Annotated in this window: 27 protein-coding genes and 1 tRNA gene; 10 read left to right on the top strand and 18 right to left on the bottom strand. The window is 66.5% G+C overall.

The annotated features are described in order from the left end of the window. Positions 1-8: 8 nt before the first annotated feature. Complete coding sequence (locus tag Q0925_RS04425) at positions 9-1,568, bottom strand: hypothetical protein (protein WP_299332246.1); 1,560 nt, start codon at positions 1,566-1,568, stop codon at positions 9-11. Continuing rightward, positions 1,568-2,392, bottom strand: a complete 825-nt coding sequence (locus Q0925_RS04420; protein WP_299332245.1) for a PspA/IM30 family protein — start codon at positions 2,390-2,392, stop codon at positions 1,568-1,570. Before Q0925_RS04420 ends, Q0925_RS04425 begins: the two co-directional genes overlap by 1 nt. Before the next feature lie 76 nt (positions 2,393-2,468). Between Q0925_RS04420 and Q0925_RS04415 the strand changes: the two genes are divergently transcribed. Together Q0925_RS04415 and Q0925_RS04410 are read left to right on the top strand one after the other, a co-directional pair. Next, entirely contained in the window at positions 2,469-3,059 is a 591-nt protein-coding gene (locus tag Q0925_RS04415) for an alpha/beta hydrolase (RefSeq protein ID WP_299332244.1), read from the top strand. A gap of 42 nt (positions 3,060-3,101) precedes the next feature. Further along, positions 3,102-3,617, top strand: a complete 516-nt coding sequence (locus Q0925_RS04410; protein ID WP_299332242.1) for a hypothetical protein — start codon at positions 3,102-3,104, stop codon at positions 3,615-3,617. A 3-nt stretch (positions 3,618-3,620) separates the two neighbouring features. On the opposite strand, the gene Q0925_RS04405 is transcribed toward Q0925_RS04410, so the two are convergent. Next, entirely contained in the window at positions 3,621-3,824 is a 204-nt protein-coding gene (locus Q0925_RS04405) for a hypothetical protein (RefSeq protein WP_349254385.1), read from the bottom strand. A 666-nt stretch (positions 3,825-4,490) separates the two neighbouring features. On the opposite strand from Q0925_RS04405, the gene Q0925_RS04400 reads away from it, so the two are divergent. Beyond that, positions 4,491-4,697, top strand: coding sequence for a hypothetical protein (locus tag Q0925_RS04400; RefSeq protein WP_299332239.1), 207 nt, complete (start codon positions 4,491-4,493; stop codon positions 4,695-4,697). 300 nt (positions 4,698-4,997) lie between these two features. On the opposite strand, the gene Q0925_RS04395 is transcribed toward Q0925_RS04400, so the two are convergent. From Q0925_RS04395 to Q0925_RS04355, 9 genes are all read right to left on the bottom strand, one after another. Further along, the gene (locus Q0925_RS04395) at positions 4,998-5,321 is read right to left on the bottom strand and encodes a transcription factor S (protein WP_299332237.1); all 324 of its coding nucleotides are present in this window, start codon (positions 5,319-5,321) and stop codon (positions 4,998-5,000) included. A gap of 49 nt (positions 5,322-5,370) precedes the next feature. After that, complete coding sequence (locus Q0925_RS04390; RefSeq protein WP_299332235.1) at positions 5,371-5,874, bottom strand: hypothetical protein; 504 nt, start codon at positions 5,872-5,874, stop codon at positions 5,371-5,373. Beyond that, positions 5,867-6,709 carry a hypothetical protein gene (locus Q0925_RS04385; RefSeq protein WP_299332234.1) on the bottom strand — a complete coding sequence of 281 codons (843 nt, stop codon included), beginning with the start codon at positions 6,707-6,709 and terminating at the stop codon, positions 5,867-5,869. The genes Q0925_RS04390 and Q0925_RS04385 overlap by 8 nt, the downstream gene beginning before the upstream one ends. 45 nt (positions 6,710-6,754) lie before the next feature. Beyond that, complete coding sequence (locus tag Q0925_RS04380) at positions 6,755-7,591, bottom strand: RAD55 family ATPase (protein WP_299332233.1); 837 nt, start codon at positions 7,589-7,591, stop codon at positions 6,755-6,757. A gap of 24 nt (positions 7,592-7,615) precedes the next feature. Continuing rightward, positions 7,616-8,605 carry a beta-ribofuranosylaminobenzene 5'-phosphate synthase family protein gene (locus Q0925_RS04375; RefSeq protein WP_299332232.1) on the bottom strand — a complete coding sequence of 330 codons (990 nt, stop codon included), beginning with the start codon at positions 8,603-8,605 and terminating at the stop codon, positions 7,616-7,618. Between the two features lie 61 nt (positions 8,606-8,666). Then, the gene (locus Q0925_RS04370) at positions 8,667-8,990 is read right to left on the bottom strand and encodes a cupin domain-containing protein (protein WP_299332230.1); all 324 of its coding nucleotides are present in this window, start codon (positions 8,988-8,990) and stop codon (positions 8,667-8,669) included. A 359-nt stretch (positions 8,991-9,349) separates the two neighbouring features. Continuing rightward, complete coding sequence (locus Q0925_RS04365; RefSeq protein WP_299332228.1) at positions 9,350-9,670, bottom strand: DUF7126 family protein; 321 nt, start codon at positions 9,668-9,670, stop codon at positions 9,350-9,352. Further along, positions 9,670-10,590, bottom strand: a complete 921-nt coding sequence (guaA, locus tag Q0925_RS04360) for a glutamine-hydrolyzing GMP synthase (RefSeq protein ID WP_299332226.1) — start codon at positions 10,588-10,590, stop codon at positions 9,670-9,672. Before guaA ends, Q0925_RS04365 begins: the two co-directional genes overlap by 1 nt. After that, positions 10,590-12,239: a CTP synthase gene (locus Q0925_RS04355; RefSeq protein WP_299332224.1), complete on the bottom strand. Its 1,650-nt coding sequence runs from the start codon at positions 12,237-12,239 to the stop codon at positions 10,590-10,592. Before Q0925_RS04355 ends, guaA begins: the two co-directional genes overlap by 1 nt. Positions 12,240-12,730: 491 nt before the next feature. Here Q0925_RS04355 and Q0925_RS04350 point away from each other — a divergent pair, with 491 nt between their 5' ends. Further along, positions 12,731-13,567, top strand: coding sequence for a ubiquinol-cytochrome c reductase iron-sulfur subunit (locus tag Q0925_RS04350; protein ID WP_299332222.1), 837 nt, complete (start codon positions 12,731-12,733; stop codon positions 13,565-13,567). A gap of 30 nt (positions 13,568-13,597) precedes the next feature. Here Q0925_RS04350 and Q0925_RS04345 read toward each other — a convergent pair whose 3' ends face one another. From Q0925_RS04345 to Q0925_RS04330, 4 genes are all read right to left on the bottom strand, one after another. After that, complete coding sequence (locus tag Q0925_RS04345; protein WP_299332220.1) at positions 13,598-13,891, bottom strand: ubiquitin-like small modifier protein 1; 294 nt, start codon at positions 13,889-13,891, stop codon at positions 13,598-13,600. 304 nt (positions 13,892-14,195) lie between these two features. Continuing rightward, complete coding sequence (locus Q0925_RS04340) at positions 14,196-15,686, bottom strand: HPP family protein (RefSeq protein WP_299332219.1); 1,491 nt, start codon at positions 15,684-15,686, stop codon at positions 14,196-14,198. A gap of 3 nt (positions 15,687-15,689) precedes the next feature. Next, positions 15,690-16,424: a nucleoside phosphorylase gene (locus tag Q0925_RS04335; protein WP_299332217.1), complete on the bottom strand. Its 735-nt coding sequence runs from the start codon at positions 16,422-16,424 to the stop codon at positions 15,690-15,692. A 225-nt stretch (positions 16,425-16,649) separates the two neighbouring features. Next, positions 16,650-17,519: an isoaspartyl peptidase/L-asparaginase gene (locus tag Q0925_RS04330; protein WP_299332215.1), complete on the bottom strand. Its 870-nt coding sequence runs from the start codon at positions 17,517-17,519 to the stop codon at positions 16,650-16,652. Positions 17,520-17,603: 84 nt separating this feature from the next. Here Q0925_RS04330 and icd point away from each other — a divergent pair, with 84 nt between their 5' ends. From icd to Q0925_RS04300, 6 genes are all read left to right on the top strand, one after another. Further along, a complete protein-coding gene (gene icd / locus Q0925_RS04325; protein WP_299332214.1) occupies positions 17,604-18,863 on the top strand; it encodes an isocitrate dehydrogenase (NADP(+)) in 1,260 nt (419 codons plus the stop codon). A gap of 59 nt (positions 18,864-18,922) precedes the next feature. After that, positions 18,923-19,573, top strand: coding sequence for an adenylate kinase (locus Q0925_RS04320; RefSeq protein ID WP_299332212.1), 651 nt, complete (start codon positions 18,923-18,925; stop codon positions 19,571-19,573). A gap of 322 nt (positions 19,574-19,895) precedes the next feature. Then, a complete protein-coding gene (locus Q0925_RS04315) occupies positions 19,896-20,792 on the top strand; it encodes a DUF106 domain-containing protein (RefSeq protein ID WP_299332211.1) in 897 nt (298 codons plus the stop codon). 45 nt (positions 20,793-20,837) lie between these two features. Beyond that, positions 20,838-21,419, top strand: a complete 582-nt coding sequence (cmk, locus tag Q0925_RS04310; RefSeq protein ID WP_299332209.1) for a (d)CMP kinase — start codon at positions 20,838-20,840, stop codon at positions 21,417-21,419. 1 nt (position 21,420) lies between these two features. Next, positions 21,421-22,290, top strand: a complete 870-nt coding sequence (locus tag Q0925_RS04305; RefSeq protein ID WP_299332207.1) for an RNA-guided pseudouridylation complex pseudouridine synthase subunit Cbf5 — start codon at positions 21,421-21,423, stop codon at positions 22,288-22,290. A 41-nt stretch (positions 22,291-22,331) separates the two neighbouring features. After that, positions 22,332-22,402 (top strand) — tRNA-Pro (locus Q0925_RS04300). A gap of 280 nt (positions 22,403-22,682) precedes the next feature. Here Q0925_RS04300 and Q0925_RS04295 read toward each other — a convergent pair. Further along, a complete protein-coding gene (locus tag Q0925_RS04295; RefSeq protein ID WP_299332205.1) occupies positions 22,683-23,027 on the bottom strand; it encodes a hypothetical protein in 345 nt (114 codons plus the stop codon). 118 nt (positions 23,028-23,145) lie between these two features. Beyond that, on the bottom strand, positions 23,146-23,243 hold a 98-nt coding region (locus Q0925_RS12420; RefSeq protein ID WP_299332146.1), incomplete at its 5' end, for a PGF-CTERM sorting domain-containing protein.

Here is a 23,243-nt window from a genome sequence, read left to right as displayed (position 1 = left end):
GCGTCGTTCTACGCTCCCGGCCAGTCGGCAAAGACGGTCCCACCACCCGCATGGTCGAGGTAGGTGCGTTGCATCCGCTCGACCGCCTCGGGGAGGGTCGCGCCGTCGTCGACGGCCGCCCGAACCCGATCTTTCTTCCAAGCGCTCGGGACGGTGCCGTCGCGTCGGCGTTCGACAGGCGCGAGGTAGTCATCGACGGCGTCGTCGCCGAGGCCGGCGTCCCGGAGGCCCCGGCGGGCGTGGGCGAAGAGGTCGTCGTAGACCGCCTGGGGGTCGGCCGTGCGGTCGCCGTCGGCGGTCACCCACGCCAACTCGGCGTCCGGCCCCCGGTCGACGGCGTCGTAGAAGCAGTCGCGAGCGGCCGTCCACGGCAGGTTGAGAACGGGGTGGTCGGCGGCGATGAGTCCGCGAAGCAGACCGACAACAAGCGCCTGCAACGAAACGGTGTCCCGGACCGTCGGCTGGGTCGGAAGCGGACGGTACTCGATGCGCAGGGAGGCCCCGTCGCGTGCCGTGCCGACCGGTTGCCCGCCGACGACGCCCCGGACCCACCGCCAGTGGACGCCACGCTTGTGGTCGTACTCTGGGAGTGTCGCCCGGTAGGAACCGGCCCCGGCATCGGTGCCGGCATCGGCGTTGCCATCCGAGAGAACGGGTGCGTACGTCTCGTCCGCAACGACCCGATCCACCACGTCGGTCGCATCGTCGACATCGCGCGGGAACCGAACCTTTCCCTCGTCGCTGGGCGCGTCGGCGTTGATGCTCTCTTCGAACACCCGGATCCGGTGTTCGTGGAGGGTGTCCTTGATGACCCCGGGGTCGGCGGCCGCATCGTAGCAGTCTGCAGGGAGAAAGGGGGAGTTGCTCGACAACGAGAGAATCGGGCCGGTCGTTCGCAGCGCGGCGTTGAAATACGACGGAAACGCCTCAACCTCGGGAATCTGGAGGTGTGGCTGGATCGACGTGGCGAGCGACTCGACGAGAATCGTCGGATAGGAGAGGTGAGCCCCCGGCGCGTCGACGGTGATCGTCCCGTCGCTCCGGTCGAGAATCTCGTTGTCCAGTGCGACGTATCGGGGGTGGTGGCGCATGTTCGTCGCGACAACGACCCCCGACCGCTCCTCGACGGTCCCGAGGTACGCGTCGGTTCCCTCCATCGGCGGAATCGTCCACATGGCGTCGAGGGCCGGGGCAAATCCCTCCTCGTCAAGTGTCTCGGCCGCGGCGGCGACACCGTCGGCGATGCGGTCGGCCTGTTCGGCGAGGCCGTCGGCGTCGAACAGCGTCGCCGCGGAGTTGACCTCCAAGTTGTGGACGCCGAGTTCCTTTGCGAATCCGCCGCGGTCGAAGGCGGCGCTTGGAATGGACGCGAGACGACCGTCGGCGGGGTCGACCGCGTAGGCCTCCAACTCCATTCCGATGGCGAACTCCCCGGTGTCGAGGCGACCGCTGGCGATGTCATCACGGATCCGCTCGGCCTGTGTACGGACTCGACGGTCGAACTCCGCACGGATTTCGGGATCCGTCGACCGATCGACGGCGGCGACGAGATCCGGCACGTCACCCATCAGGCCGACTCCTCACCGTCGGCGTCTGCCCCTCCTTCGCTTTCGCTTTCGCTCTCCCGCAGTTCGTCGAGTTCGGCCGCAACGTCGTCGTCGACGGACACCGTCGGCCCGCCGGCGTCACCGCTCGACTCCCCCATCTCCGATTTGAGCGTCTCGAGTTCCGCGTCGACCGCCGACGACGTCCGCCCGGACTCCAACTGCCGGTCGATCTCGTCTTTATCCGAGAGCGCATCGTCGAACGCGCCCGACTCCTGCAGTTCATCCATTGCGGCCGACCGCGCCTCCATCTCGTCGGTTCGCTCCTCGGCGCGTTCGAGCGCGCGACCAACGTCGCCCATCTCGTCGCCGACGCCGCTGATGGCCTCCGAGACACGGTTCGACGCCTCCGCGGCCTCGTAGCGTGCCTTCATCGTCTCCTTTTTCGTTCGGAACTCCTCGATCCGGTTCTGGAGGGTGTTTTTCTTCTCGACGAGGTCGTCCTGTGTCGACTGAAGATCTGCGATCTGACTCTCCAGTTCCTCGATCTGTTTCATCTTCTCCTTTTTCTTTTCCAGCGCCCGCCGCGCCAGATCCTCGCGGTCTTGACTGACGGCCTCGCGGGCCTGTTCGTTGTGCTTGTCGACGTTGTCCTCGAGTTGTCGCTTCTGAATCTCGAGTCGTTTCTTTTGTGTCGTCAGGTCGGCGATCCCCTGTTTGACCTGTTGGAGTTCGTCGCGCATCCGCTCGTAGGAGTAATCGAGCGTCTCGGTTGGGTCCTCCGCCCGATTCAGGAGGCCGTTGAGCTTCGACCGAACGACGTAGGAGGCCCGCGAGAGTATTCCCATACCTCCCCTTGGGGACGCGAGCCTTAAAATCTCACCCGGCGACAGGATCGTAAGGGATCGGCGTGTAGCCAACGGTGTGTCGACCGACCGCATCAGGATTCCGGGAGCCCGAAAGGTCCGAGCCAGCCTCGATAACGACAGCCGGGACGCCCGCGCCATCGTCGTCGCGTGTCCCCCACACCCACAACGCGGCGGCGACCGCCACGACAACCGCCTGCGTGCGGTGAGCGCCGCGCTTCCCGAATGGACCGACTGCCTTCGCGTCGGCTACGGCCCGTGGGACGAGGGACGAGGCGAACGCGCCGACGCCCGGGCCGCGTGCGAGTGGGCGGCCGACCGCTACGACAGCGTCATGTTGTTCGGCTACAGTTTCGGCGGCGGCGTCGCACTCCTGACAGCCGTGGACGTTGGCGGTCCCGTCGCCGCGCTTTCTCCTGTCCCCCGTCTTGAGGACGGGAGCGACGTGGTCGCCGCCGTCAACCGGGTCGGCGGTCCCCTGTGGGTTGGCTACGGGACGCGTGACGAGACTGTCGACGCCGACCGGGTCGGCGAGGCGGTCCGTGGTCGGGAGGGGACCGTCGAGACGTTCCCCGCGGACCACCGTTTCGTCGGCCGGGAGGTGGCCGTTGGCGAACGCGTGGCGGCCTTCGTCGCGAGCGTGGTGTGACACGGCGCGCGTCTTTTGTCACTCGGTGCTGTACGGATCGGCATGACGTTCACTCCGCTCAGCCGGCGCCGGACCCTCGCCTGCGTCGGGGCGGTTGCTGCCGGACTCGCCGGGTGTGCAGAAACGGACGACAGGGCGACGACCGACACGGCGACCACGGGCGCCGGCGACACGGCCTCGGCCGACCTCAACCTCCGCGAGGCGAACGTCGTGGCCGTGACCGTCGAAACCGAGGGCGGGAACGGTGACTACCGGTTCGAGGTGACCCTCATCCACGACGACGACGGCGAGAACGGGTACGCCGACTGGTGGCAGGTCGAGACGCTCGCAGGGGGGCGGTTGGGCCGGCGTGAACTGGCCCATCCACACGGCACCCGCGAGTTCACACGGTCGACGACGGTGTCGATTCCGGAGGGGACCACCTGTGTCGTCGTCCGCGGACATGATCAGACCCACGACTACGGCGGCCAGGCGATGCTCGTCCGCGTCGAAACCGGCGGCGAAACCGCCGTTCGGCAGGGGCCGGAGCGCCGGTCGGTCGCCGACCGTGCGTGTTGATCGCTACTCGTCGCCGCGTTCTTGCCTGGTGATCTTGAGGTACGAGGCGAGTCCAAGGATGGTCGCCGGCCAGAGGCCAACGAACTGCCCTTTCTGTTTGTCGCCGCGCACGTAGTAGTAGTACAACGCCAGCGCGACGGAGCCAACGGCGGCCAGTCCCGCCGGCCCGAGGCCCGATGATTCGAGTTCGTCCGCCAGTTTATCCATCTGATCGTTGTCTGCTGTTTCGCTCACCCCTAATAGTTGGACTCCAGACGCATATACCGTTCGTCAAGCGGCAAAAAACGTATCTCGGCGGATCGGTAGTAGTTTACACCACCTGTTGTCTCTGCTTTCTGGTGTGTCATGTGGGCACACTCCTTACGGCGAATGTACACACCGCGGGATTATGTCGGTGGATCCGGGGCCGGATCGAGTCTCTGAGCGGGGGGGTAGCCTGTGCTGTGCCGACACAGAGCCGAGGGTGGGTTTGATGCCTCGGGGGCTGACCCGACCGCAGACCTGAGGTCGGCTGAAGGACGGTCGATACCGTAGCCGAGACGAGTCCGTCCCTCCTCAAGAACGCTCTCACTACACACACACGGAGTCAACGGATACCGCATCCACGTGTCTCGGACGGCGCCGGTGTGAACAATCATTTAGCCCGTACGGACAAACCGATCACGTATGGACGACAGCACGGTCGTTGTCTCCGGCGAACGGGCCGGCCAACCCGACAGGATCGGGTCACAGACCAATCTGGGTGGCACTCGGCTACCGATACCCCCGTCGGATGGCCGGGCCGTTGAACGGACCGGATGTGTCAGAACGCGAGGGTGCCGGGGCGGGAGGCGGTTCTACCCGGCACACGGGGCTGAACGCCCGTGAGCGGACGTGAGTGAGAAGCGCCAGCGGATTCGGGACCAACTGGACGGCGAGGTGACACTGGAAGAAAAAGAAACCGCGTGGATGCTGGAAAACGAGGCGTATCTGGTCGTGAAAGAATCGGGAGTGTACACCGTCTACGGGAACGGTCACCCCCGGGCCACAGAAAAGCTGAAAACGACGGTCGTCAGCGAGGTCGTGGAATTTCTCGGTTGAACGTTCAAGTCGGTGTGCAACAGACAGGATCCATCGGCGTCGACGAGTCAGACGGCCGGCCTGTATAGACGCCACCGATTGAATCTATCACCTCCGCCGACGTCCGGGTCAGAACGGCGTTCAGGGAAGTCACGCGGTCGTATCGATCGAGAGAGGACGTGTTGGCACGCTCGGAACGGAGGGTGCGTTCGTCGACAGAGACGGGTCGTCTCGGGTCGGTACGTTGTCGGGCAGTCGAATCAAGCCGCTCTGGTAGAGAACAGATCTATGTCTGCCGAAAGCAGCGGTGTCGGGTGGGTTTCAACTGTACTCCCTCCACCGGTAGCCACACTCCTTGCACTTGAAAAACCGTGTCGGCGGTTCGTCGGCCGCACCGGTCTGTTTGATCGTGTACCACGCCTCGCCGCCCCCGCAGTCGTCGCAGGTCACGTCGGTCGCCGTGGGTTTGCCTTCGAAGTTCGCGCCCTCCTCGGTTTCGACGAGTTCGTCGTCGCTCTGGCGTTCGGTGGAGACGAACTCGGCGGCGCGTTCCTCATCGCGGGCGTCGGTCGCGCCACAGGAGGTACACGCCATCTCGCCGTCGCGGGCGACCATCATGGACCCACAGTCATCGCAGAACTGCATATCTCGGCCGTAACGCGTCGAGGCACAAAGATGACTCGACACACCGGGATCAGTCGATGCTCGACTCGCGGCGCTCGGCGACGATGGGGCAGTTACGAACGCGGAAGTCGTCGGCGTCGACAACCTCGACGATTGTCGTCCCCTCGTGGGTGCAGGCCGTCGCCGGCGGGGCCGAAAAGTGGGGACATCGCTGGCAGAACTCCCGCTTCGAGACGACGTGTTCGTTCGCCTCGGACGCCTTGTGGACCTCCGCACCGAGTCCCACACCCGCCTCCGGTTCGTCCGAACCCTCGACGAACGACTCCCAGACGGCCTCGTCGTCGACCTCGGCGACGTCGACGGACTCAAACGGGTCGGAATCGAGGTCCGTGCCCGTCGACTTCGACGTCGACGCCGACTCGTCGGCCTCGCGCCGTTTCCGCACCTCACGGGCGAGATCGGCGAGGGGAGCGTCGTCGTCCGGGTCGTCGCCGGCGTCGGCGTCGTCCGTCTCGTCGTCGAGACTCTCGCTCTCGGCGAACGGATCGGGGTCGTCGTCGCCGTCTTCAGTCACCGGTCGGCCCCCCGAACCCCGCCTCGTCGGTGACGCGGCCACCGTTCTCGCCGTCGGTCAACGCCGGGCGGTCTCCCGTCACGAGTGTTGCACTCCCGAAGAATCCGGTCGAGGGCTCGAAGTGGGTATAGGTGGCTTCGCAGTGTGGACACCGGGGCCGGGAGAGCAAGCCGACATCGACCGTCGAACCACAGTCGCCACAGGCGGCGGTGCGGTCGCCGTGGCGGTTCGCGACCGTCCGCAGGTCGTCGACCGCCCGGCGGTCGGCCTCGGCGGCGCCGACGTGTCTGAGCGTCGAACGGAGGTCGGCGACGGTGTCGGCCATGGAATCGACCGTTCGTTCGAGGTCGTCGGTCGTGTCGGTCAGATACTCCAAAATCTCCTCGTAGTTTTCGAAGCCACGGTCTAACCGATCGGCGAGTGCATCGACCTGTGCCGTGGCGTTCTCGGCGGCGGTGGCGGCGGCGTCGACGCGGTCGGACAGTTCGGGGTGGTCGTGGGTTCGGGATGCTTTGTCGTCTGCCTCGCGCTTGACCTGAATGACACGGTCGCGGACGTCGTCGATTTTCGTGTCGAGGTCATCCTCAACGCCGCCGACACGGTCGGACAACGCTTCGAGTCGGTCGCCCATGTCGTCGAGACGCCCCGGGTCGACATCGGCAGGGGTGATGCCGGCACCGGCCTCAGCCTTGGCCTCGGCCTCGGCGTCGAGATATCGATACACCGAGACGGCCCGTGCCAGAACCGCTCCCGGGTCGGCGTCGTGCTCCGCGGCCCGGCGTTCGACCCACTCCCGCAACTCCTCGGGGAAGGCGTCGGACTGTTCGCCTGCCATCCCGTGTCCCTTTCTCGTCACACGTTAAGTATCGGTCGGCCCGACCTACCGGATCTTCCGGACGCCGCTTACATCGAATCCGCCCTCGTGAATCTCCGTTTCGAACCGGATGATGTTCTCCGCTTCGAGCCGCGAGAGAACGCCTCGAAACTCCTTGACGAACATGGTTCGGGCGCGTTTGGACCCGCCGGTCTCCCACTCGAACTGAAACGTTCCCGAGGTGGCATCCATCAGATGACCGAGTGCCGTGGGGTCGAGCGTCTCCTCCTGTACCAACAGGAGGATGAGCCCGCCCCACTGGTGGGCGACCTTCTGGATGCCCTTCATCACGAGGGCGATATCGCTCAACGACATGTCGTCGCTGATGGCGGCGACGAGGTCGGTGACCGAGTCGACAACAACGAGGTTGCCCGCCGCGTGTTCGCCGAGGTAGTCGCCGAGAGCGCTCAGTGCGCTCTCCCGACGCTCGCGCGTCGCCAGATCCTCGACGGTCCGGGTTGCGCCCGCGTACCACTCGCGAGGGATCGGACTCAGCTGAAAATACTCGGGCGAGAGGTCGCGAAACTGGACGTGATCGACCGCCATGCCGGCCAGGTCCTCGTTCATCGTGTACGCCAGTTCGCGTTCGAGGTGGTCGCGGCCGGTCGTGAAAGAAACGTAGTGGATCTCCTCGGGTGGCGTTGCCCCCGACTCCACGTCGCCGTAGTGGAGGGTGAACGCGTCGCGGTCGCCGTGGTACAGGCCGTTCATCGCGGCGCTCGTGTACGCGAACTCGCGGGCGCCCGCGCCGGCCTCGCCGACCAACAGAACGACACTCCCCGGTGGCGCCCCGCCGCCGACGATGGAGTCGAGACGGGCGATACCGAAGGGGATGCGTGCCATGGATGGCGTATGGCTGTCGCCGAGTTAGTCGTTGCGGCGCGGGTCGCCGTCGACCGCCGCGCCGCGGTTGCGCCCCTCGGCGATCAGGACGCGGCCGTCGACACCCGCGGCGTCCAGAGCGGCGCGTCCCGCCTCGCGTGCCGCCGCCGACCTGTCGGCGTCGGTGATCCCGTACACCGACGGCCCCCAGGAGGACTGTCCCGCACCGTAGACGGCCGGGTCCTCGTCGAGGGCGGCGACGAGTTCACCGGCGGGCGGGCGATAAACGCCGCCCTGTTCGTCCGTGTACCACGTCCCGTTGAGGCGGCCGACCTCCGCGACGGCCGCCCCGAAGCGCTCGGCAGAGCCCTCGGTGACCGCCGGGAGCACACGACGGGTGATGACGCCGGCGAGGCGGTCGCTCGGTGACGGGGGCGCGGACTCGACGGCCGAGCGCATACTCCTGTCCTCCGCGTCGCCGCTCGGCCCGGCGTGGCCCTCGGGCACCACGACCAGAAAGCGCCAGTCCTTGGGGAGCGGATGTCGCGCGGCGACCGGCGGCACCGACCACCGACCGAGCGCCGGACGGTCGGTGGTGAACCGCGTGGTCGGATGGCCGGCATCGAGAACGAACCCGCCGTTCTCGAAGGTGGCGACGCCGATACCGGAACGACCGCCACGGCCCAACTCCGGTGCGAGGCGTCGGGCGTCGACCGGGCGGTCGTGGGCGTGTGCGACGGCGGCGAGCGTCGCGAGGGCCAACTGTGTCCCGCTTCCGAGACCGACATGCCGTGGAAAGGAGCCGTCGACGGTCACGTCCGCGCCGTCGACGCCGAGCTGCTCGACCGCCCGCGTCGTGTAGTCGTGGACGGTCGGGTTGTCACAGGTCACGCCCTCGTCGGGGGTCGCGGCGATACTGACCTGCGGGCGGTCGAGACCCACGCCTAAACTGCCGTAAAGGCGCTCGCGGGCCAGACTCAGGTTACAGAAGCCGAAGTGGAGGCGGGCGTGTGTGGTGACTCGGGCGTATGACATGGCTCACCTCATCGGGGAACAACGGGCCGACGATGTGTGAACCGGTCGATGCGGGGCCATCTCAGCCCGACCCCGGTAGCGGGCAGAGACTGGCGGTGAACACGGCGACGTCGTCGGTGTCGTTGCGCGCCCCGTGGCCTACGCCACGGTCGTGGTAGACGACGCCGGGAGCGTTGATCGCCTCCTCGTCGTCGCCTTGGATCACGGTCACCGTCCCGCGGAGGACGTGAAAGACGTTCGTGCTGTCGGCGTGTTCGTGTGGTTCCAGTCGCGCACCCTGACCCAGAGCGAAGGCTTTCACCAGTACGTCGTCGCTGACGGCGAGTTCGGCCGTCACCACCTCGTCGGGAGCCGGATCGAACGTCTCCAGTCGGTCGAGCGTCATGCTAGTCGTATCGGCCGCCGGCGTCTTAATCGGTGCGTTTCCGGGGAAGCGCGGAGCGTCTCGGGTGGGGGTGACGGCCGTGGTGTGGGAAAGGGTCGGGGCCCGTCGGCGGCCCGCGGTCATCGAAACCGGAGCCGAACAGGTTCGGGACGCGGTCGGGGATGATAACGGAGTTTGTCGGCTCACCGCGTTCACCACGCCAAAGCCGGCGGTGGCCACCGGCGCGATGGGCGGAACCGCGGGCGGGGCCGTAGCGGGCATCGCGCCCGATGGCACGTGTGGCCATCGATCCGACAGGGGAGCCGCGGGTCCGGGTTCAGGTCCGGGTCGTGTGCCCCCGATCCGGAGTGACCGAGGCCTCAACCCAGTTCCTCGGCCACCATGTCGACGCCGAACAGATCGGGGTCCATCGCGAGGTCGGTCTGGCCGCGCACGAACTCGGGGAGCGAATCGTGGCTGTAGACGACGATCCGGACATCGGGATTCCGATCCTTGACCACCGAGATGGCGGTCGCCTCGTCCAGATCCGTGAGAACGAACAGATCGGCGTCGGCGATACCAGCGTCGTCGAGAACGGATGCGGTGAGGATCCCATCGACACACGAGACATCGATGCCCTCGCCTTCCAGTGCCGGCCCCAGGTCGTCGTGGTCCGGGCCGGCCAGTATCGCTTGGGTCATCACTCGTACTCGATGGTCGCGGGCGGCTTATGCGTGACGTCGTAGACGACCCGCGCGACGTTCTCGTTTTCGCCGGTGATGCGACTCTGGATTCGTTGGAGCGTCTCCCACGGAAGTTCCTGTGCGCGGGCGGTCATGCCGTCCCTGCTCTCGACCGACCGGACCGAGACGATCCAACCGTGGACGCGGTTGTCGCCTTTCACACCCGTTGCCTTGCCGATAACGGCCGCAAAGGCCTGCCACGGGTCGTGTGCCTCGACCTCCTCCTCGACGACGTGACACGCCTCCCGAGCGACGCCGAGTTTCTCCTCGGTCACCTCGCCGATGATACGGACCGCGAGGCCGGGACCGGGGAACGGCATCCGCTCGGAAACCACCGCTTCGAGGTCGAGTGCGCGGGCCACCTCGCGAACCTCGTCCTTGTAGAGGTCACGGACGGGTTCGACGATCCCCTCGAAGTCGACCACGTCGGGGAGTCCACCGACGTTGTGGTGGGATTTGATGTTGCCCTCGCTCTCGATGCGGTCGGGGTAGATCGTCCCCTGAACGAGGTGGTCGGCGTTGGCCTCGCGGGCCTCGCGTTCGAACTCCCTGATGAACGACTCCCCGATGACGTGGCGCTTCTCCTCGGGATCGGTGACACCTTCGAGCGCGTCGAGAAAGCGATCCTGTGCATCGACGATCCGGAGGCTGTCCATGAACGCGAACGTCTCGCGGATGCCCTTCGTCTCGCCTTTCCGCATCAGCCCGGTGTCGACGTAGACGGGGGTGAGGCGGTCGCCGATGGCGCGGTAAGCGAGCGCCGCGGCGACCGAGGAGTCGACACCGCCGGAGAGCGCGATGATGGCGTTGTCGTTCTCGCCGACCGCGTCGGCTATCTCCTTTGTCGCCTCCGGAATGAACGCGTCGGTGTCGACCATCAGGCCTCCACCTCCCGTTCGGTCATGTCGGCGCGATCGAGCACCGCCTCAACAAGGCCGACAAAGGGTGGGCTCGCCCGGTCGGGACGCGACCGGAACTCGGGGTGGAACTGCGTCCCCAGAAAGTAGGGGTGGTCGTCGAGTTCGACGATCTCCATCCGGTTGTTCGCACGGCCCGAGAAGGTGAGCGATCCGGCCTCGAGGTCGTCGATGTACTCCGGGTTGACCTCGTAGCGGTGGCGGTGACGTTCGGTGCAACTGTCAGCGTCGTACACCTCGTGGGCGAGCGTCCCGGAGTCGATGTCGGTGGTGTGTGCACCGAGTCGCATCGTTCCGCCGAGGTCTTCGAGATCGTACTGCTCGGGCAGGAGGTCGATAACCGGGTACGGCGTCTCCTCGTCGATTTCGGCGGAGTGGGCACCCTCCAACCCGAGCACGTTCCGGGCGTACTCGACGACGGCCATCTGGAAGCCAAGACAAAGGCCGAGAAACGGAACGTCGTTCTCGCGGGCGTGGCGGATGGCCTCGACCTTGCCCTCGGACCCCCGGGAACCGAAGCCGCCGGGGACGACGACCGCATCGGCCTCGCGGAGGCGTTCGGTGTGGTGATCGCGCATCTCGTCGGCGTCGACCCACAACGCGTTCACGTCGACGTTCCGATGGATACCCGCGTGTTTCAGCGCCTCGTGGATCGACATATAGGCGTCTTCGAAGGCGTACTTGCCGACCAGTGCAATGTCGATTTCGCCGGTCCGTTCGCGGGTGACGAGGTCACGCCACCGGCTGTCGCGTTCCCCGCGTGGGAGCGCCTCGTCGGCGACGTGTAGCTCCTCCATCACGTACTCGTCGAGACCTTCCTCCTCAACCATCAGCGGGACGTGATAGATGTCCTCAACATCCGGGTTCGAGAACACCGCGTCGGTCGGCACGTCACAGAACAGCGCGATCTTCTCCCGTGTCTCGGCGTCGAGGTGGTCCTCGCAACGACCGACGAGCACGTCCGGTTGGAGACCGATCGAGCGCAGTTCCTTCACGCTGTGTTGGGTGGGTTTGGTCTTCTGTTCGCCGTTCTGTGAGTACGGGATAAGGGTAACGTGGGCGAAGAGAACGTCCTCGTCGTCCTCCTCGTGGGAGAACTGCCGGAGCGCTTCGAGATAAGGCATCCCCTCGATATCACCGACGGTCCCCCCAACCTCGACCAAACAGATATCGGTCCCCTCGGCGGCCTCGCGAATGCGGCGCTTGATGTCGTCGGTGATGTGAGGGATGATCTGAACCGTGTTCCCCAGATAATCGCCCGCCCGTTCCTTCTCGATGACGTGTTGGTACGTCTTTCCGGTGGTGACGTTGTGGTCGGAGGTCATATCCGTGCCGAGAAAGCGCTCGTAGTTTCCGAGGTCAAGGTCGACCTCGCCCCCGTCTTTCAGAACGTACACCTCACCGTGCTGGTAGGGGTTCATCGTCCCCGCGTCGACGTTGAGATACGGGTCGATCTTTACCGCGGTCACGTCGAAGCCCGCGTTCGCCAGGAGGCGGCCGGTGCTCGCGGCCGTGATACCCTTGCCGAGACCGGACATCACCCCGCCGGTCACAAAAACGAACTTCCGACCCAGTTCCGGGTCGTATCCGGTGTCGGATTCGGTCGGCATAACGACTCTGCGCAAGCCCACGGCAAAATCGTTTCGCCTGCCCGGTCGTGTGGCGACCGGTCACGTGGGACCACCTCGTCGGCTCCGAGGCGAAGGCGACCGCTGTCGTCCGCACTGACCGCCCGGAACTCGGTGGCAGGACACGTCGACCGACCCCGGGACCGTTCGAGCACCGTCGGCGGTGAGAGCGTCGTTCCGACCGCAGTCGGCCGCGACGACCTGAGTCTTACGACATGGGTGTGACGTGACCGCCCCGGCCACGGGGCGTGCCCGGAGCGGACCTCCGGGACCGACCGGACGCTGAACGCGGCTCCGGACGACGAAAACGCGGAGACGATTCGCACCGATGGGAGCAGGGGAGAGAAACGGATCGTCGATCCGTCCGGCGCGTCGTGGAATTGGTGACGCCGCCCCGAACGGGTCGGGGCGACGACACCGCGTCCGGCCGGTCACTTCGTCATGCTTTTCAGCGCCCGCCCTAAGCTGATGTCATGAGCGCGGACGATAAATACCCCAAAGAAAGCGGGCGACGACGGTTCGTCAAAGGCGTCGTGGGCGGATCGGCGCTCGCCGGCGTCGGCGCACTCGGGACGGTCACCGTCAACAGCGCGACTGCCTCGCCGGGCGCCGGTGGCGGGGCCACGCAGGCGTGGGCCATCGAGAACACGGCCGGCCCCGCGCCTCGCGGGATGCCACAGATCCCGCTCGAGGTCGACGACGAGGGCTACGTTAGGGGGCTCTGGCCGGATGTCGAAACGCAACTCCAAGGCGGCATCGAGGTCGAGGTGGCGGAGATGGATCTCGGCGGAACGACCTACTCCTCGGAGTGGTTCCAATACTGCGGTGTCGAGGGATATCAAGGCATCCAGCCGGGGTACGAGAGTGACAACTACTTCCGGTCCGGGTCCAGTCCCGCCTACGACTGGCAGTCCGAGGCCAAAGAAAAGGGCGACCGGTTTCACGTCGACGATTTCGATGACTACACCGAGTGGGGCAACGGTATCGGTGACGCCGGGACCGGCAAGCCCGCCACGGGCACGTGGCGGTCAGAGGGCGCCGACAACGTGATTCCGATTCAGGTGGTTCGAAGCCGGCGCGTCGAACAGGCCGCTCAGAACAACGAGTGGCTACAGGCGAGCACCGATCAGGGATTTATCGCATGGCTCAACAAGTGTACTCACTTTTGTTGTGTCCCCGGCTACAAACAGACCGAAGACGCCGCCCGGTTCGGGAACCCCAACGGTGTCTACTGTCAGTGCCACCAGTCGGTGTACGACCCCTTTTCGGTCGTCCAGACCCTGTTCACCGCCCGTCCCCGTCCCGAGTGATCGGGACGGCACGACCGCTCGTCGCGTCCGTTACTCCGCTACGCGCCCACCGCTCACCGGCGGGAACAACGCGAGTTCGTCGCCCACGTCGACCGTTGTCTCCAGTCCGTCGTCCGCGTGGACGTTCTCGCCGTTCCGGAGAACGTTGATGTGATCCGCGACGGCTCCGGAGTCGTCGAGAACGCGGTCCCGGAGCGACGGCTGTGCCTCGAATAGAGCGTCGAGCGCGTCGCCGACCGTCGCGCCGTCACCGACATCGACGTCGACGGATATCTCCCGGTCGTCGGCCACCTCCGCGAGGTCCGCGAACAGCTTCCACTCCATAGGGTACTTTCCATCCCGGTGGGTCAAATGGGTTGTGTCTCGGGCGGCCGGCTCCGGGCGCTGGGTCGGTCGTGCGCCTCGGCACGACGGGCGACCGGCGCTGCGGCGTCCACTCGTCCACTCGTCCACTCGTCCCATCGTCCCATCGTCCCATCGTCCAATCGTCCCATCGTCGACGGATGCCGAAACGAGGCATCTGAACACGCCGAGACACCGGGCGGCGGTTCGAGGGGAACAACGGTCCGACCACGGTGGCAGTGACCTCCGGGAGCGGAGACGGTGTCGGCGGGAGTTCACTGACTGCCTACACGTTCCCACGGTCGACGACCGCGACATCACAGTCAACGTCGCGGAGCCCCTCGAACGTCGGGGGCGAGAGAAGCCGGGACGCCCGGGACCGGTCACCCGAGGACCCGACGATCAACAGGCCGTACGCGCCGGCGTTCGCCGCGATGAAGTCCGTGACGTCGCTCCGGGCGACACGGGTCTCCACCTCAGCACCGACCGTTTCCGCGAGGTCGGCGAGGCGCTTTTCGGCACCGCGGCGCTCCACCTCGGCGTCGATACAGGTACAGACGCTCAGGCCACCGGCAGGACCGGTCAGTCTGGAGCCGAAATCGAGCATCGCGTGGGCGCTGTCGCCCGGCCGCGCGACCATCACGAGGACGCGTCGCCAGCGGCGGCGGCCGGGTGTCGTCCGGACAGCGACGGTGTCGTACCGGCTGTCGAACACGCCACGGACGTACGGCGAGAGGAGGCCGCGGTCCTCCTCGTACGGCGCAACCACGAGGTCGCAGTTCGTGTTCGCCGCCGTCTCGATGGTCGTCGACACGGCCGGTCCGCGAGCGACGACCACCTCACACGGGACGCCAGCCCGCGTTCGGACCGTTTTCGCGACCGACTCCAGTCGCTCGGCCGCCCGGCCGGCGACGACATCGGCGTCGGTGTCGGTGTCGGTGTCGGTGTTGGCGTCGCCGTCCGGCGGTCTCATGCCTGTGCGCGTCCGCGCGCCCGCGAAAACGTCCACAGTCACCGTCGTGTTCGCGTCGGCGTTCTGAGTGCCATCCTTTCCGGCCTCGTCGAGGATGGCCAGCAACACCACCTTTCCCGCGTCGTGGGCGGCCGCGAGGGTCGCGCCGAAGACAGCCGTCGTTTCGGCACCGTCGGGGTCGCCCCGCATCGGGACGAGGACGTGGTCGTCGCTCCCGGCCGTGTCGTAGAGATACCGGGCGCGGCGTTCGTAGAACCGGGAGCGCCAGACGCCGAAGACGGCGGCGACGAGCGTTCCGAAGGCGGCGACGCTCGCGACGTACGCCTCCGGGGACGCGTCGTCGGTCACAAGCACCAGCAACGCCGTCGAGAAAGCCGCCGGCTCCTCGACGTCGAGAAGCCACGTCACGACGCCGGTGAGGAAAATCGAGAGCGCGGCGCTGAGCGGGGAGACGACCGGCTCCGCGGGGGCGACCGGGAGCGCGAGCGCCGCCCACCCACAGAGCGCGCCGACGACGAGGCCGACGACGAACTTCCGCGGGGAGGCGTACCGCCCCTCCGGATCGGAAAAGAGGGTGTACGCGCCGGCGGCGAGGGGTGGAAAGAGCAGAAATGAAAGTTCGGTCAGTGCGTTCGAAACGATGGTCACAACGGCGATGAGCAGGGGGACCGCCACCAGCACCGTCAGATGAAGCAGGTTGCCGGTGTGTTGGATCCAGCGACCGAGCGAGGCGAGTTCGCGCCGCTCAAACCGACGGAGTCGTCGGACGAGGCTGGCGCTACGGGCGAGGATCCGGTCGAGCATCCGCTACCCGAGCGTCGCGGCGGCGTCGAGAGCCAGCCCGATCATCCGCTCGACGTTGTTTCGAGCCTTCGGCGGAAGTTCGTTCTCGGCCGTATCGCCGCTTCCCTTCTGGGTGCCCTCGACGAGGTTGCCGTCGACGGTACAGACAGCGCCCGCACGCAACCCCTTCCGGCGCGCGAGGGTAAAGAGGGCGGCGGCCTCCATCTCCACGGCCAGAAGCCCGGCGGCCGCCCAGTCGTCGACGTAGTCGTCGGTCTCGGCGTAGAACGCGTCGTCGGTGACGACGGGGCCGACGTGGACGGACTCGTCCGCAACCTCGGCGGCGTCGATCAACGCCCGTGTCACCTCGAAGTCGGGGACGGCGGGGTACTCGGCCCGCTCGTAGCGCTTGGTCGTTCCCTCCTCCTTGGCGGCGGCCGTCGCAACAACCATGTCACCGATGTCGATTTCCGACTGGAGTGCGCCGATCGTTCCCGGGCGGATCACCGTCTCGACGCCGACGGCCGCGAGTTCTTCGAGCGCGATCGCCGCCGAGGGCGACCCGACGCCGGTCGAACAGATCGTCAGGGGGACACCCTCGTACTCCGCGTCGACGAGGCGGTACTCCCGGTTGTGCGCGAGGTCGGTCGCGGTGTCACAGGCCGCAGCGATGCGTTCGACGCGACCGGGGTCGCCCGGCAACAGCGCCACGTCTCGGACGTCGCCCTCGTCGACTCGCAGGTGTGGCTGGACGGTCATACGAACGAAACGTCGCGCCGGGGGCAAAACAGTCTCGGCTCCCTCGCGTCGCTCGGCCGCCCGAGTGGTTATCGGGGGACTCGACAGTGAAGAAAACGCACCCACCCGTGCCGTGTCCCTCGCGGCCGGGCGATGTCGGCGCGTTCGGTGGTGACACCGGTGACCGACACGACGGGCGGGTGTGAGCGACACGTCACGCCGGACGATCACACGAGCGGGCCGCTCTTACCGCTCCGCCACGGCCACCTGCATCGATGCGCCGTTGTGCGCCGATCCGACGCCATCGGGACCGCAGACGATCACACTCACACCCGCGGTCGAACCGGTCAGGGTCTCGAACCCCTCGACGGCGAGCGACGCCGCACGGTCGGCAGACGCGCAGTCGTCGAGATACTCGACGACCCGTCGGGCGAGCGTGACGCGGGTGATGTCCTCGCCGGCGCCCGTCGCACTCGCGCCACCGGCGGGCGTACAAAGGAACCCCAACCCGGCCTGCGGGACGTCGCCGACGCGCCCGGCGAGTGCGAACCTGCGACCCCCGGTCGACGTAGCGGCGACGAACCGCCCGTCAGCACCCGCGACGGCTCCGACGGTGTCGTGTCCGCCGAATCGCTCGCGAAGCCAGTCGAGATGCTTTTCTGGCTCGGCGTCGCCGGCCGGCGGATCGGTGTTTGCGAACCGCTCGCGGGTCCGCTGGGTTGTCAGGTCGGCGCCCGTCTCGACACCGAAGTCGGCGGCAAGCGCCGCGGCGTGGTCACCGGCGACACAGACGTGGGGCGTGTCCTCTGTGACGACCCGCGCGGCGCTGACGGCGTGGGGAAGGCCGGCGACGCCAGCGACGGCCCCGATGGTCCGGTCGCTTGTCATCACCCCCGCGTCGACGCGGGCGACGCCGTCGGACTGGATCGCCCCGCCGCGACCGGCGTTGAACCGCTCGTCAGCCTCCAGTCGTCGGATCGCGGTCTCGACGGCGTCCATCGGCGTCGATTCGGTGACCCCCTCGGCCGCGGCGGCGTCGAGAACACCTTGGCGTTCGGGCGTTGGTCGGCCGAGAGTCGCCCCCGATCCGGCGCCACCGTGGACAACGAGACGCATACGGCCCGATCGAACGGCCGGAAAATAACTCATATGCCCGATAACGGCAGGCATTTTACGCTGGTCGGCAAACCCGCCGATCACATGAGCTACGACAAGGTCGAAGTTCCCGACGACGGAAAGGCGATCACCGTCGGCCAGGGGACCGACGAACTCGACGTACCGTCGACCCCGATCATCCCGATCATCTACGGGGACGGGATCGGCACGGACGTCGGCCCGGCCGCCCAACAGGTACTCGACGCCGCCGCGGAGGAAACCGGCCGCTCGATCAGTTGGATGCGGCTCTACGCCGGCGAGTCCGCGCGCGAGCGCTACGACGAGAATCTCCCCGAGGAAACCGTCGACGCGATCCGCGAGTTCCGTGTCGCCATCAAGGGACCGCTCACGACGCCCGTCGGCTCCGGCTTCCGCTCGCTGAACGTCGCGTTGCGGAAGAAACTCGACCTCTATGCAAACGTCCGCCCGACCTACCACCTCGACGGTGTCCCGTCGCCGGTGAAAACACCCGAGGCGATGGACATGATCAACTTCCGTGAGAACACCGAGGACGTGTACGCCGGCATCGAATGGGAGGCCGGCACCGACGGGGCAGAGCGGGTCCGCGAGTTCGTCGAGGAGGAGATGGGCTTCGATTCGACCATCCACGACGGCCCCGTCGGTATCGGCGTCAAGCCGATCTCCGAGTTCGGGAGCAAGCGCCTGATCCGTGAGGCCATCGACTACGCACTCGAAAACGACTGTGGGTCGGTGACGCTCGTTCATAAGGGCAACATCATGAAGTTCACCGAGGCGGCCTTCCGCGACTGGGGCTACGAACTCGCCGAGGAGGAGTACGGTGACGAGGTCATCACCGAAGACACCCTTTGGGACGAGTACGACGGTGAGGCACCCGACGGAGCCGTCGTTCTCAAGGATCGGATCGCCGACAACATGCTCCAACAGCTTCTGACCCGGACCGAGCAGTACGACGTGCTCGCGATGCCGAACCTGAACGGCGACTACCTTTCCGACGCCGCGGGCGCACAGATCGGCGGTCTGGGTATCGCCCCCGGCGCGAACCTCGGCGAGGGACGCGTACTCGCCGAACCCGTCCACGGCTCCGCGCCCAAGTACGCCGGGGAGGACAAGGTCAACCCCACCGCCATAATCCTCTCGGGCCGGATCATGCTCGAACAGCTCGGCTGGGACGACGCCGCCGACCTCGTCCGTGACGCCGTCGAGAGGACGATTTCCTCGGGGAAGGTCACCTACGACCTCCACCGACAGATCGACGGCGGAACGAAACTCGCGACCAGCGAGTACGCCGACGCGGTCGTCGAGAACATCAGGCGCCTGTCCTGAGCCGTCGGTATCGTCTATGTTTCTTCACTAATTTATACCCGGAGGGGGTGAGTGGGGGTATGGGCGAGCCACACGTGTTGTTGCTCGGTGCACCGGGAGCGGGAAAAGGAACGCAGAGCAAGCGCCTCGCCGAGGCGTTCGGCATCGAACACGTCACGACGGGAGACGCGCTCCGGTCGAACAAGGATATGGACATCGGCCACATGGACACCGAGTACGACACGCCGCGGGCGTACATGGAAGCCGGCGAACTCGTTCCCGACGCGGTCGTCAACGAGATCGTCAAGACCGCCCTGCGGTCCGCGGACGGCTACGTTCTCGACGGCTACCCACGGAATCTCGATCAGGCGGAGTATCTCTCGGAGATCACCGACCTCGACGCCGTTGTTTTTCTCGACGTGAGTAACGCCGAACTCGTCGACCGCCTCACCGGACGGCGGGTGTGTGACGACTGCGGGGCCAACTACCACGTCGAGTTCAGCCCTCCCGAGAACGAGGGGGTCTGTGACGGCTGCGGCGGCGAGTTGATCCAGCGCGACGACGACACCGAAGACACCGTTCGCGACCGACTCGAGGTGTACGAGGAAAACACCGCGCCGGTCGTCGACCACTACCGCGAGAAGGGGGTTCTCGTGGAGGTCGACGGCGAGGGGGCACCGGACGAGGTGTTCGAAGGGATCAGCGACGTCGTCGACGACGCCGCGAACTGAGACGCGGTTGTGCGTTCGCCGACCGACGAACCGCAAGCGCGGTCGGTCACCCACCCCCGGCCGTGTGGTGGTCTCGGTGGACTCGTTGCCACCCGGGTCGTCGGTCTCGTCGGTCGCATGAACGCTCCGGTCCGGGTCGCGTTGGTCCTGGCCGGCGGGGGTGAACGGAGCCGTTGCCCTGTTCGTCACGCTCGTCCGTGTGGGGTAGGGCTGCCGGCGGCGGCACGAGGGCGGACAGCACGGCATGTGCCGGCGGGCACGGCCACGGGCGGCCGCCCGAAGAGTAAAAGCTTCATTACGGCCGGGTGGTTACTCGGTCCCAATGGCACGGATCGAGCAGAAGGTGCGAGACCTCATCGCGGCCGACGCCGAGATGAAAGGGGTGATCCAAACGGTACTGGACCGGGCGGAGGACGGCGAGGTCAAGTGGGTCGACGTCCGCGAGGACTTATCCAGCGGCCAGTGGGGTCGCCTCATCGAGAAGGGCGTGTTGGTCGACGGCGACGCCGGCTTCCGACTGGCCGACCCCGAAGCGACCCGCGAGGCGGTCGACACCGAAACCGGTGACGAGAACGAAGACGGGACGAGCGACGAGAGTTCGTGGTCGGTGTGGGACAAGGGCGCGGCGGTTTTCAGCGTCGCCCTCTTCGCCGGCTACTCCTGGGAACCGATGCGGAACGTCATCGGATCGGCGATGAACGTCGTTCTCGGTCCGCTCGAATCGACGCTTCCGTTCTACGCCGTCGTGATGATCCTCGCGGTTCTGACGGGGCTGTACTCGACGATTCTGCAGGCAAACCTCATGGACTCCGAGAAGATGGGGGAGTACCAGGAACAGATGCAGAAGATCCAGGAGAAACGCAAGAAGGCGAAGGAACGGGGCGACGACGAGGCGCTAGAACGCATCCAAGACGAACAGATGGACGCCATGGGCGACCAGTTGGGCATATTCAAAGAACAGTTCCGTCCCATGGTGTGGATCATGTTTCTCACGATTCCGGTATTCCTGTGGATGTACTGGGGCGTCGGGATCAGGGGGGCAGATGCGGTGTTCAATCTTCAGCCGTTGATCCTGCCGTTCGTCGGCGAGCGAGCGTGGACCGACGGTGTCGTCGGCCCCATCCAGGTGTGGATCGTCTGGTACTTCCTCTGCTCGATGGGGTTCACCCAGATCATCCGAAAGGGACTGAACATCGACATCAGCCCGACGGGCACGTAGCGCGGAGTGAACACGCTCTTTTAGACGGCCACCGTGGGTGTCGGTATGCTACTTACCGTATCCGGACCGGCGGGTAGTGGAAAGAGCACCACTGCCGCGGGCCTCGCCGAGGCGCTCGATCTGGAGCATATAAGCGGCGGTGACATCTTTCGCGACCTTGCCGACGAACGGGGGTACACGCCGGTCGAGTTCAACGAACTCGCCGAGGAGGACGACCGGATCGACCGGGACCTCGACCGCCGGTTGTACCGGATCGCACGGGATCGGGATGGGGTCGTCCTCGAATCCCGACTCGCCGGGTGGCTGGCCGGCGATACCGCTGATTTTCGTCTCTGGCTCGACGCCCCACGAGACGTGCGCGCGACCCGGATCGCCGACCGCGAGAAGAAGCCGGTCGAGCGCGCCCGCGAGGAAACGGAGCGGCGCGAGCAAAGCGAACGAAAGCGTTACGCCGACTACTACGGGATCGACATCGACGACCTTTCTATCTACGACCTGACCGTGAACACCGCACGGTGGACCGCCAGCGACGTTCTCGCGTTGCTCACGAACGCCGTCAAGCGGTACGACGCCGCCGACGACGAGGGGCGCCACCCCGTCGATACCGTCGCCGAGTTCGACGCCTAACATGAGTCTGCGCGCTCCACCGGGCGACCGTGACCTGACGGCTCGTCTGAATTTCGGCGTCGTCAACCTCGACAAGCCACCGGGGCCCTCGGCCCACCAGGTCGCCGGCTGGGTCCGCGACCTCGCCGGCGTTGGCCGGGCCGCACACGCCGGGACGCTCGACCCGAAGGTGACCGGCTGTCTGCCGGTCATGCTCGGTGACGCGACTCGTCTCGCTCCCGTCTTTCTCGAAGGCCGCAAGGAGTACGTGGCCGTTCTCGAACTCCACGACCGGCGGCCGGCCGATCTCGACGACGTGATCACGTCGTTCGAAGGCGAAATCTATCAGAAACCACCCCGGAAAAGCGCCGTGTCCCGCCGCCTCCGAACCCGGACGATCCACGCCATCGACGTTCTCGAAGCCCGCGATCGGCAGGTTCTCATCCGGATCGAGTGTGCGAGCGGCACCTACATCCGGAAGTTGTGTCACGACCTCGGACTCGCACTCGGGACGGGCGCGCACATGGGCCACCTCCGGCGAACGGCAACCGACCCCTTCGACGACCGCGACCTCGTGACACTCCACGACCTCGCCGACGCCCTCGCGGTCGCAGAGACGGGCAACAAAGGGCCGATCCGTGGCGTCGTCGCCCCGGCCGAGCGCGTGCTTCGCGACCTGCCGGCGGTCGTGGTGGCCCCGAGCGCCGCCGAGCAGGTGGCGACCGGCGCACCCGTCTACGCCCCAGGTGTCCTCAGCGCCGACGAGAGCGACCCCGACGCGCTGGTGGCCTGCTACACGCCCGACGGGTCGGCGGTGTGTCTCGGTCGGCGGGTCGGCGACCCCGACGCCGAGGAAGGACTCGTCGTCGGTCTCGAACGCGTGTTGGTGTAAAGCGACACGCTTAACCCGGATACGAATCTGAATCGAGACGCGGGACCGTGGGGTAGTGGTATCCTCTGCGCATGGGGTGCGTTGGACCCGTGTTCGAATCACGGCGGTCCCATACTCCCGTTGGGAAACTCGTGGCCGAGCGAAGCGAGTTCACGGGTTCCCACTCGGCTTTCGTCGGTTTTCGACACCAATCACCACTTGGTAGCGACACACGTATGAGGAGGTGGTCAACACGGGCGACGGTGTTCGCCTCACCGAGTTGTCGGACAATACGGCACCCTGTTGTACCCTCTGTGGCGGTTTTGTCGAAGGGGAAGGCCCGATGTCGGGCACTCGGCGGCGGGTGTACCGGCCGTGAGGTTCGTCTGTGAGACGTCCCGCGGGGAGACCGGTTAATGATCGTCGGGAAACACGAATGGACCGTCCGCTGTACCGGTGTCGTCACCGGAGATCCGAACGCCGGAAACCTCCGTCCGGTCAATCGGCACCTCAACCCGGTTGCCCATCCCGCCGACTTCCTTCGTCGGAAAGTCGCCGTCGGGGTCGGAAACGGTAATCTCGGAGTGAGCGAACAGGTAGTCCGGCGTGATACAGACGTCACCCGAAAGGTCTCCTCGAAGAACACCATCCGGAGTGAGCGTGATCGCGCGCCGGTAGTCGCGTTTACACGCCGGACAGGTGCCGCCATACGGGCGATCGGTCGGTTCCCCGGACATGACGCGTTCGTCTTCGGCCATGGCTCACCCGTTGGGATAGAGCGTCATATCGGTTTGGAAGCCGTTCTCCGGAGATGGGTCGCCACGTCGATAAAAGAAACCGCACCGTGTGACCGCTCCCGGCGGTCAGTCGTTGTCGTTAGGTGTCGCGCCGCGTGGCCAGCAATGCAGCCGCCAACAGCGCGATGACCGCGATGACCGCACCGAAGCCGGGGCCGCCCTCCTCAGTGGGCGTTG

It is taken from the genome of Haloplanus sp., assembly GCF_028275055.1.
GTDB lineage: Archaea > Halobacteriota > Halobacteria > Halobacteriales > Haloferacaceae > Haloplanus.
Note: the sequence above shows the minus strand (reverse complement) of the source record. Positions and strands in the feature narration are given on the sequence as shown.

Excerpts from the sequence above, each read along its gene's own strand:
- Q0925_RS04425 (WP_299332246.1), bottom strand. The coding sequence starts at position 1,568 with ATGGGTGACGTGCCGGATCTCGTCGCCGCCGTCGATCGGTCGACGGAT.
- Q0925_RS04420 (WP_299332245.1), bottom strand. The coding sequence starts at position 2,392 with ATGGGAATACTCTCGCGGGCCTCCTACGTCGTTCGGTCGAAGCTCAAC.
- Q0925_RS04410 (WP_299332242.1), top strand. The coding sequence starts at position 3,102 with ATGACGTTCACTCCGCTCAGCCGGCGCCGGACCCTCGCCTGCGTCGGG.
- Q0925_RS04405 (WP_349254385.1), bottom strand. The coding sequence starts at position 3,824 with ATGGATAAACTGGCGGACGAACTCGAATCATCGGGCCTCGGGCCGGCG.
- Q0925_RS04395 (WP_299332237.1), bottom strand. The coding sequence starts at position 5,321 with ATGCAGTTCTGCGATGACTGTGGGTCCATGATGGTCGCCCGCGACGGC.
- Q0925_RS04385 (WP_299332234.1), bottom strand. The coding sequence starts at position 6,709 with ATGGCAGGCGAACAGTCCGACGCCTTCCCCGAGGAGTTGCGGGAGTGG.
- Q0925_RS04380 (WP_299332233.1), bottom strand. The coding sequence starts at position 7,591 with ATGGCACGCATCCCCTTCGGTATCGCCCGTCTCGACTCCATCGTCGGC.
- Q0925_RS04375 (WP_299332232.1), bottom strand. The coding sequence starts at position 8,605 with ATGTCATACGCCCGAGTCACCACACACGCCCGCCTCCACTTCGGCTTC.
- Q0925_RS04370 (WP_299332230.1), bottom strand. The coding sequence starts at position 8,990 with ATGACGCTCGACCGACTGGAGACGTTCGATCCGGCTCCCGACGAGGTG.
- Q0925_RS04365 (WP_299332228.1), bottom strand. The coding sequence starts at position 9,670 with ATGACCCAAGCGATACTGGCCGGCCCGGACCACGACGACCTGGGGCCG.
- guaA (WP_299332226.1), bottom strand. The coding sequence starts at position 10,590 with ATGGTCGACACCGACGCGTTCATTCCGGAGGCGACAAAGGAGATAGCC.
- Q0925_RS04355 (WP_299332224.1), bottom strand. The coding sequence starts at position 12,239 with ATGCCGACCGAATCCGACACCGGATACGACCCGGAACTGGGTCGGAAG.
- Q0925_RS04350 (WP_299332222.1), top strand. The coding sequence starts at position 12,731 with ATGAGCGCGGACGATAAATACCCCAAAGAAAGCGGGCGACGACGGTTC.
- Q0925_RS04345 (WP_299332220.1), bottom strand. The coding sequence starts at position 13,891 with ATGGAGTGGAAGCTGTTCGCGGACCTCGCGGAGGTGGCCGACGACCGG.
- Q0925_RS04340 (WP_299332219.1), bottom strand. The coding sequence starts at position 15,686 with ATGCTCGACCGGATCCTCGCCCGTAGCGCCAGCCTCGTCCGACGACTC.
- Q0925_RS04335 (WP_299332217.1), bottom strand. The coding sequence starts at position 16,424 with ATGACCGTCCAGCCACACCTGCGAGTCGACGAGGGCGACGTCCGAGAC.
- Q0925_RS04330 (WP_299332215.1), bottom strand. The coding sequence starts at position 17,519 with ATGCGTCTCGTTGTCCACGGTGGCGCCGGATCGGGGGCGACTCTCGGC.
- icd (WP_299332214.1), top strand. The coding sequence starts at position 17,604 with ATGAGCTACGACAAGGTCGAAGTTCCCGACGACGGAAAGGCGATCACC.
- Q0925_RS04320 (WP_299332212.1), top strand. The coding sequence starts at position 18,923 with ATGGGCGAGCCACACGTGTTGTTGCTCGGTGCACCGGGAGCGGGAAAA.
- Q0925_RS04315 (WP_299332211.1), top strand. The coding sequence starts at position 19,896 with ATGGCACGGATCGAGCAGAAGGTGCGAGACCTCATCGCGGCCGACGCC.
- cmk (WP_299332209.1), top strand. The coding sequence starts at position 20,838 with ATGCTACTTACCGTATCCGGACCGGCGGGTAGTGGAAAGAGCACCACT.
- Q0925_RS04305 (WP_299332207.1), top strand. The coding sequence starts at position 21,421 with ATGAGTCTGCGCGCTCCACCGGGCGACCGTGACCTGACGGCTCGTCTG.
- Q0925_RS04295 (WP_299332205.1), bottom strand. The coding sequence starts at position 23,027 with ATGGCCGAAGACGAACGCGTCATGTCCGGGGAACCGACCGATCGCCCG.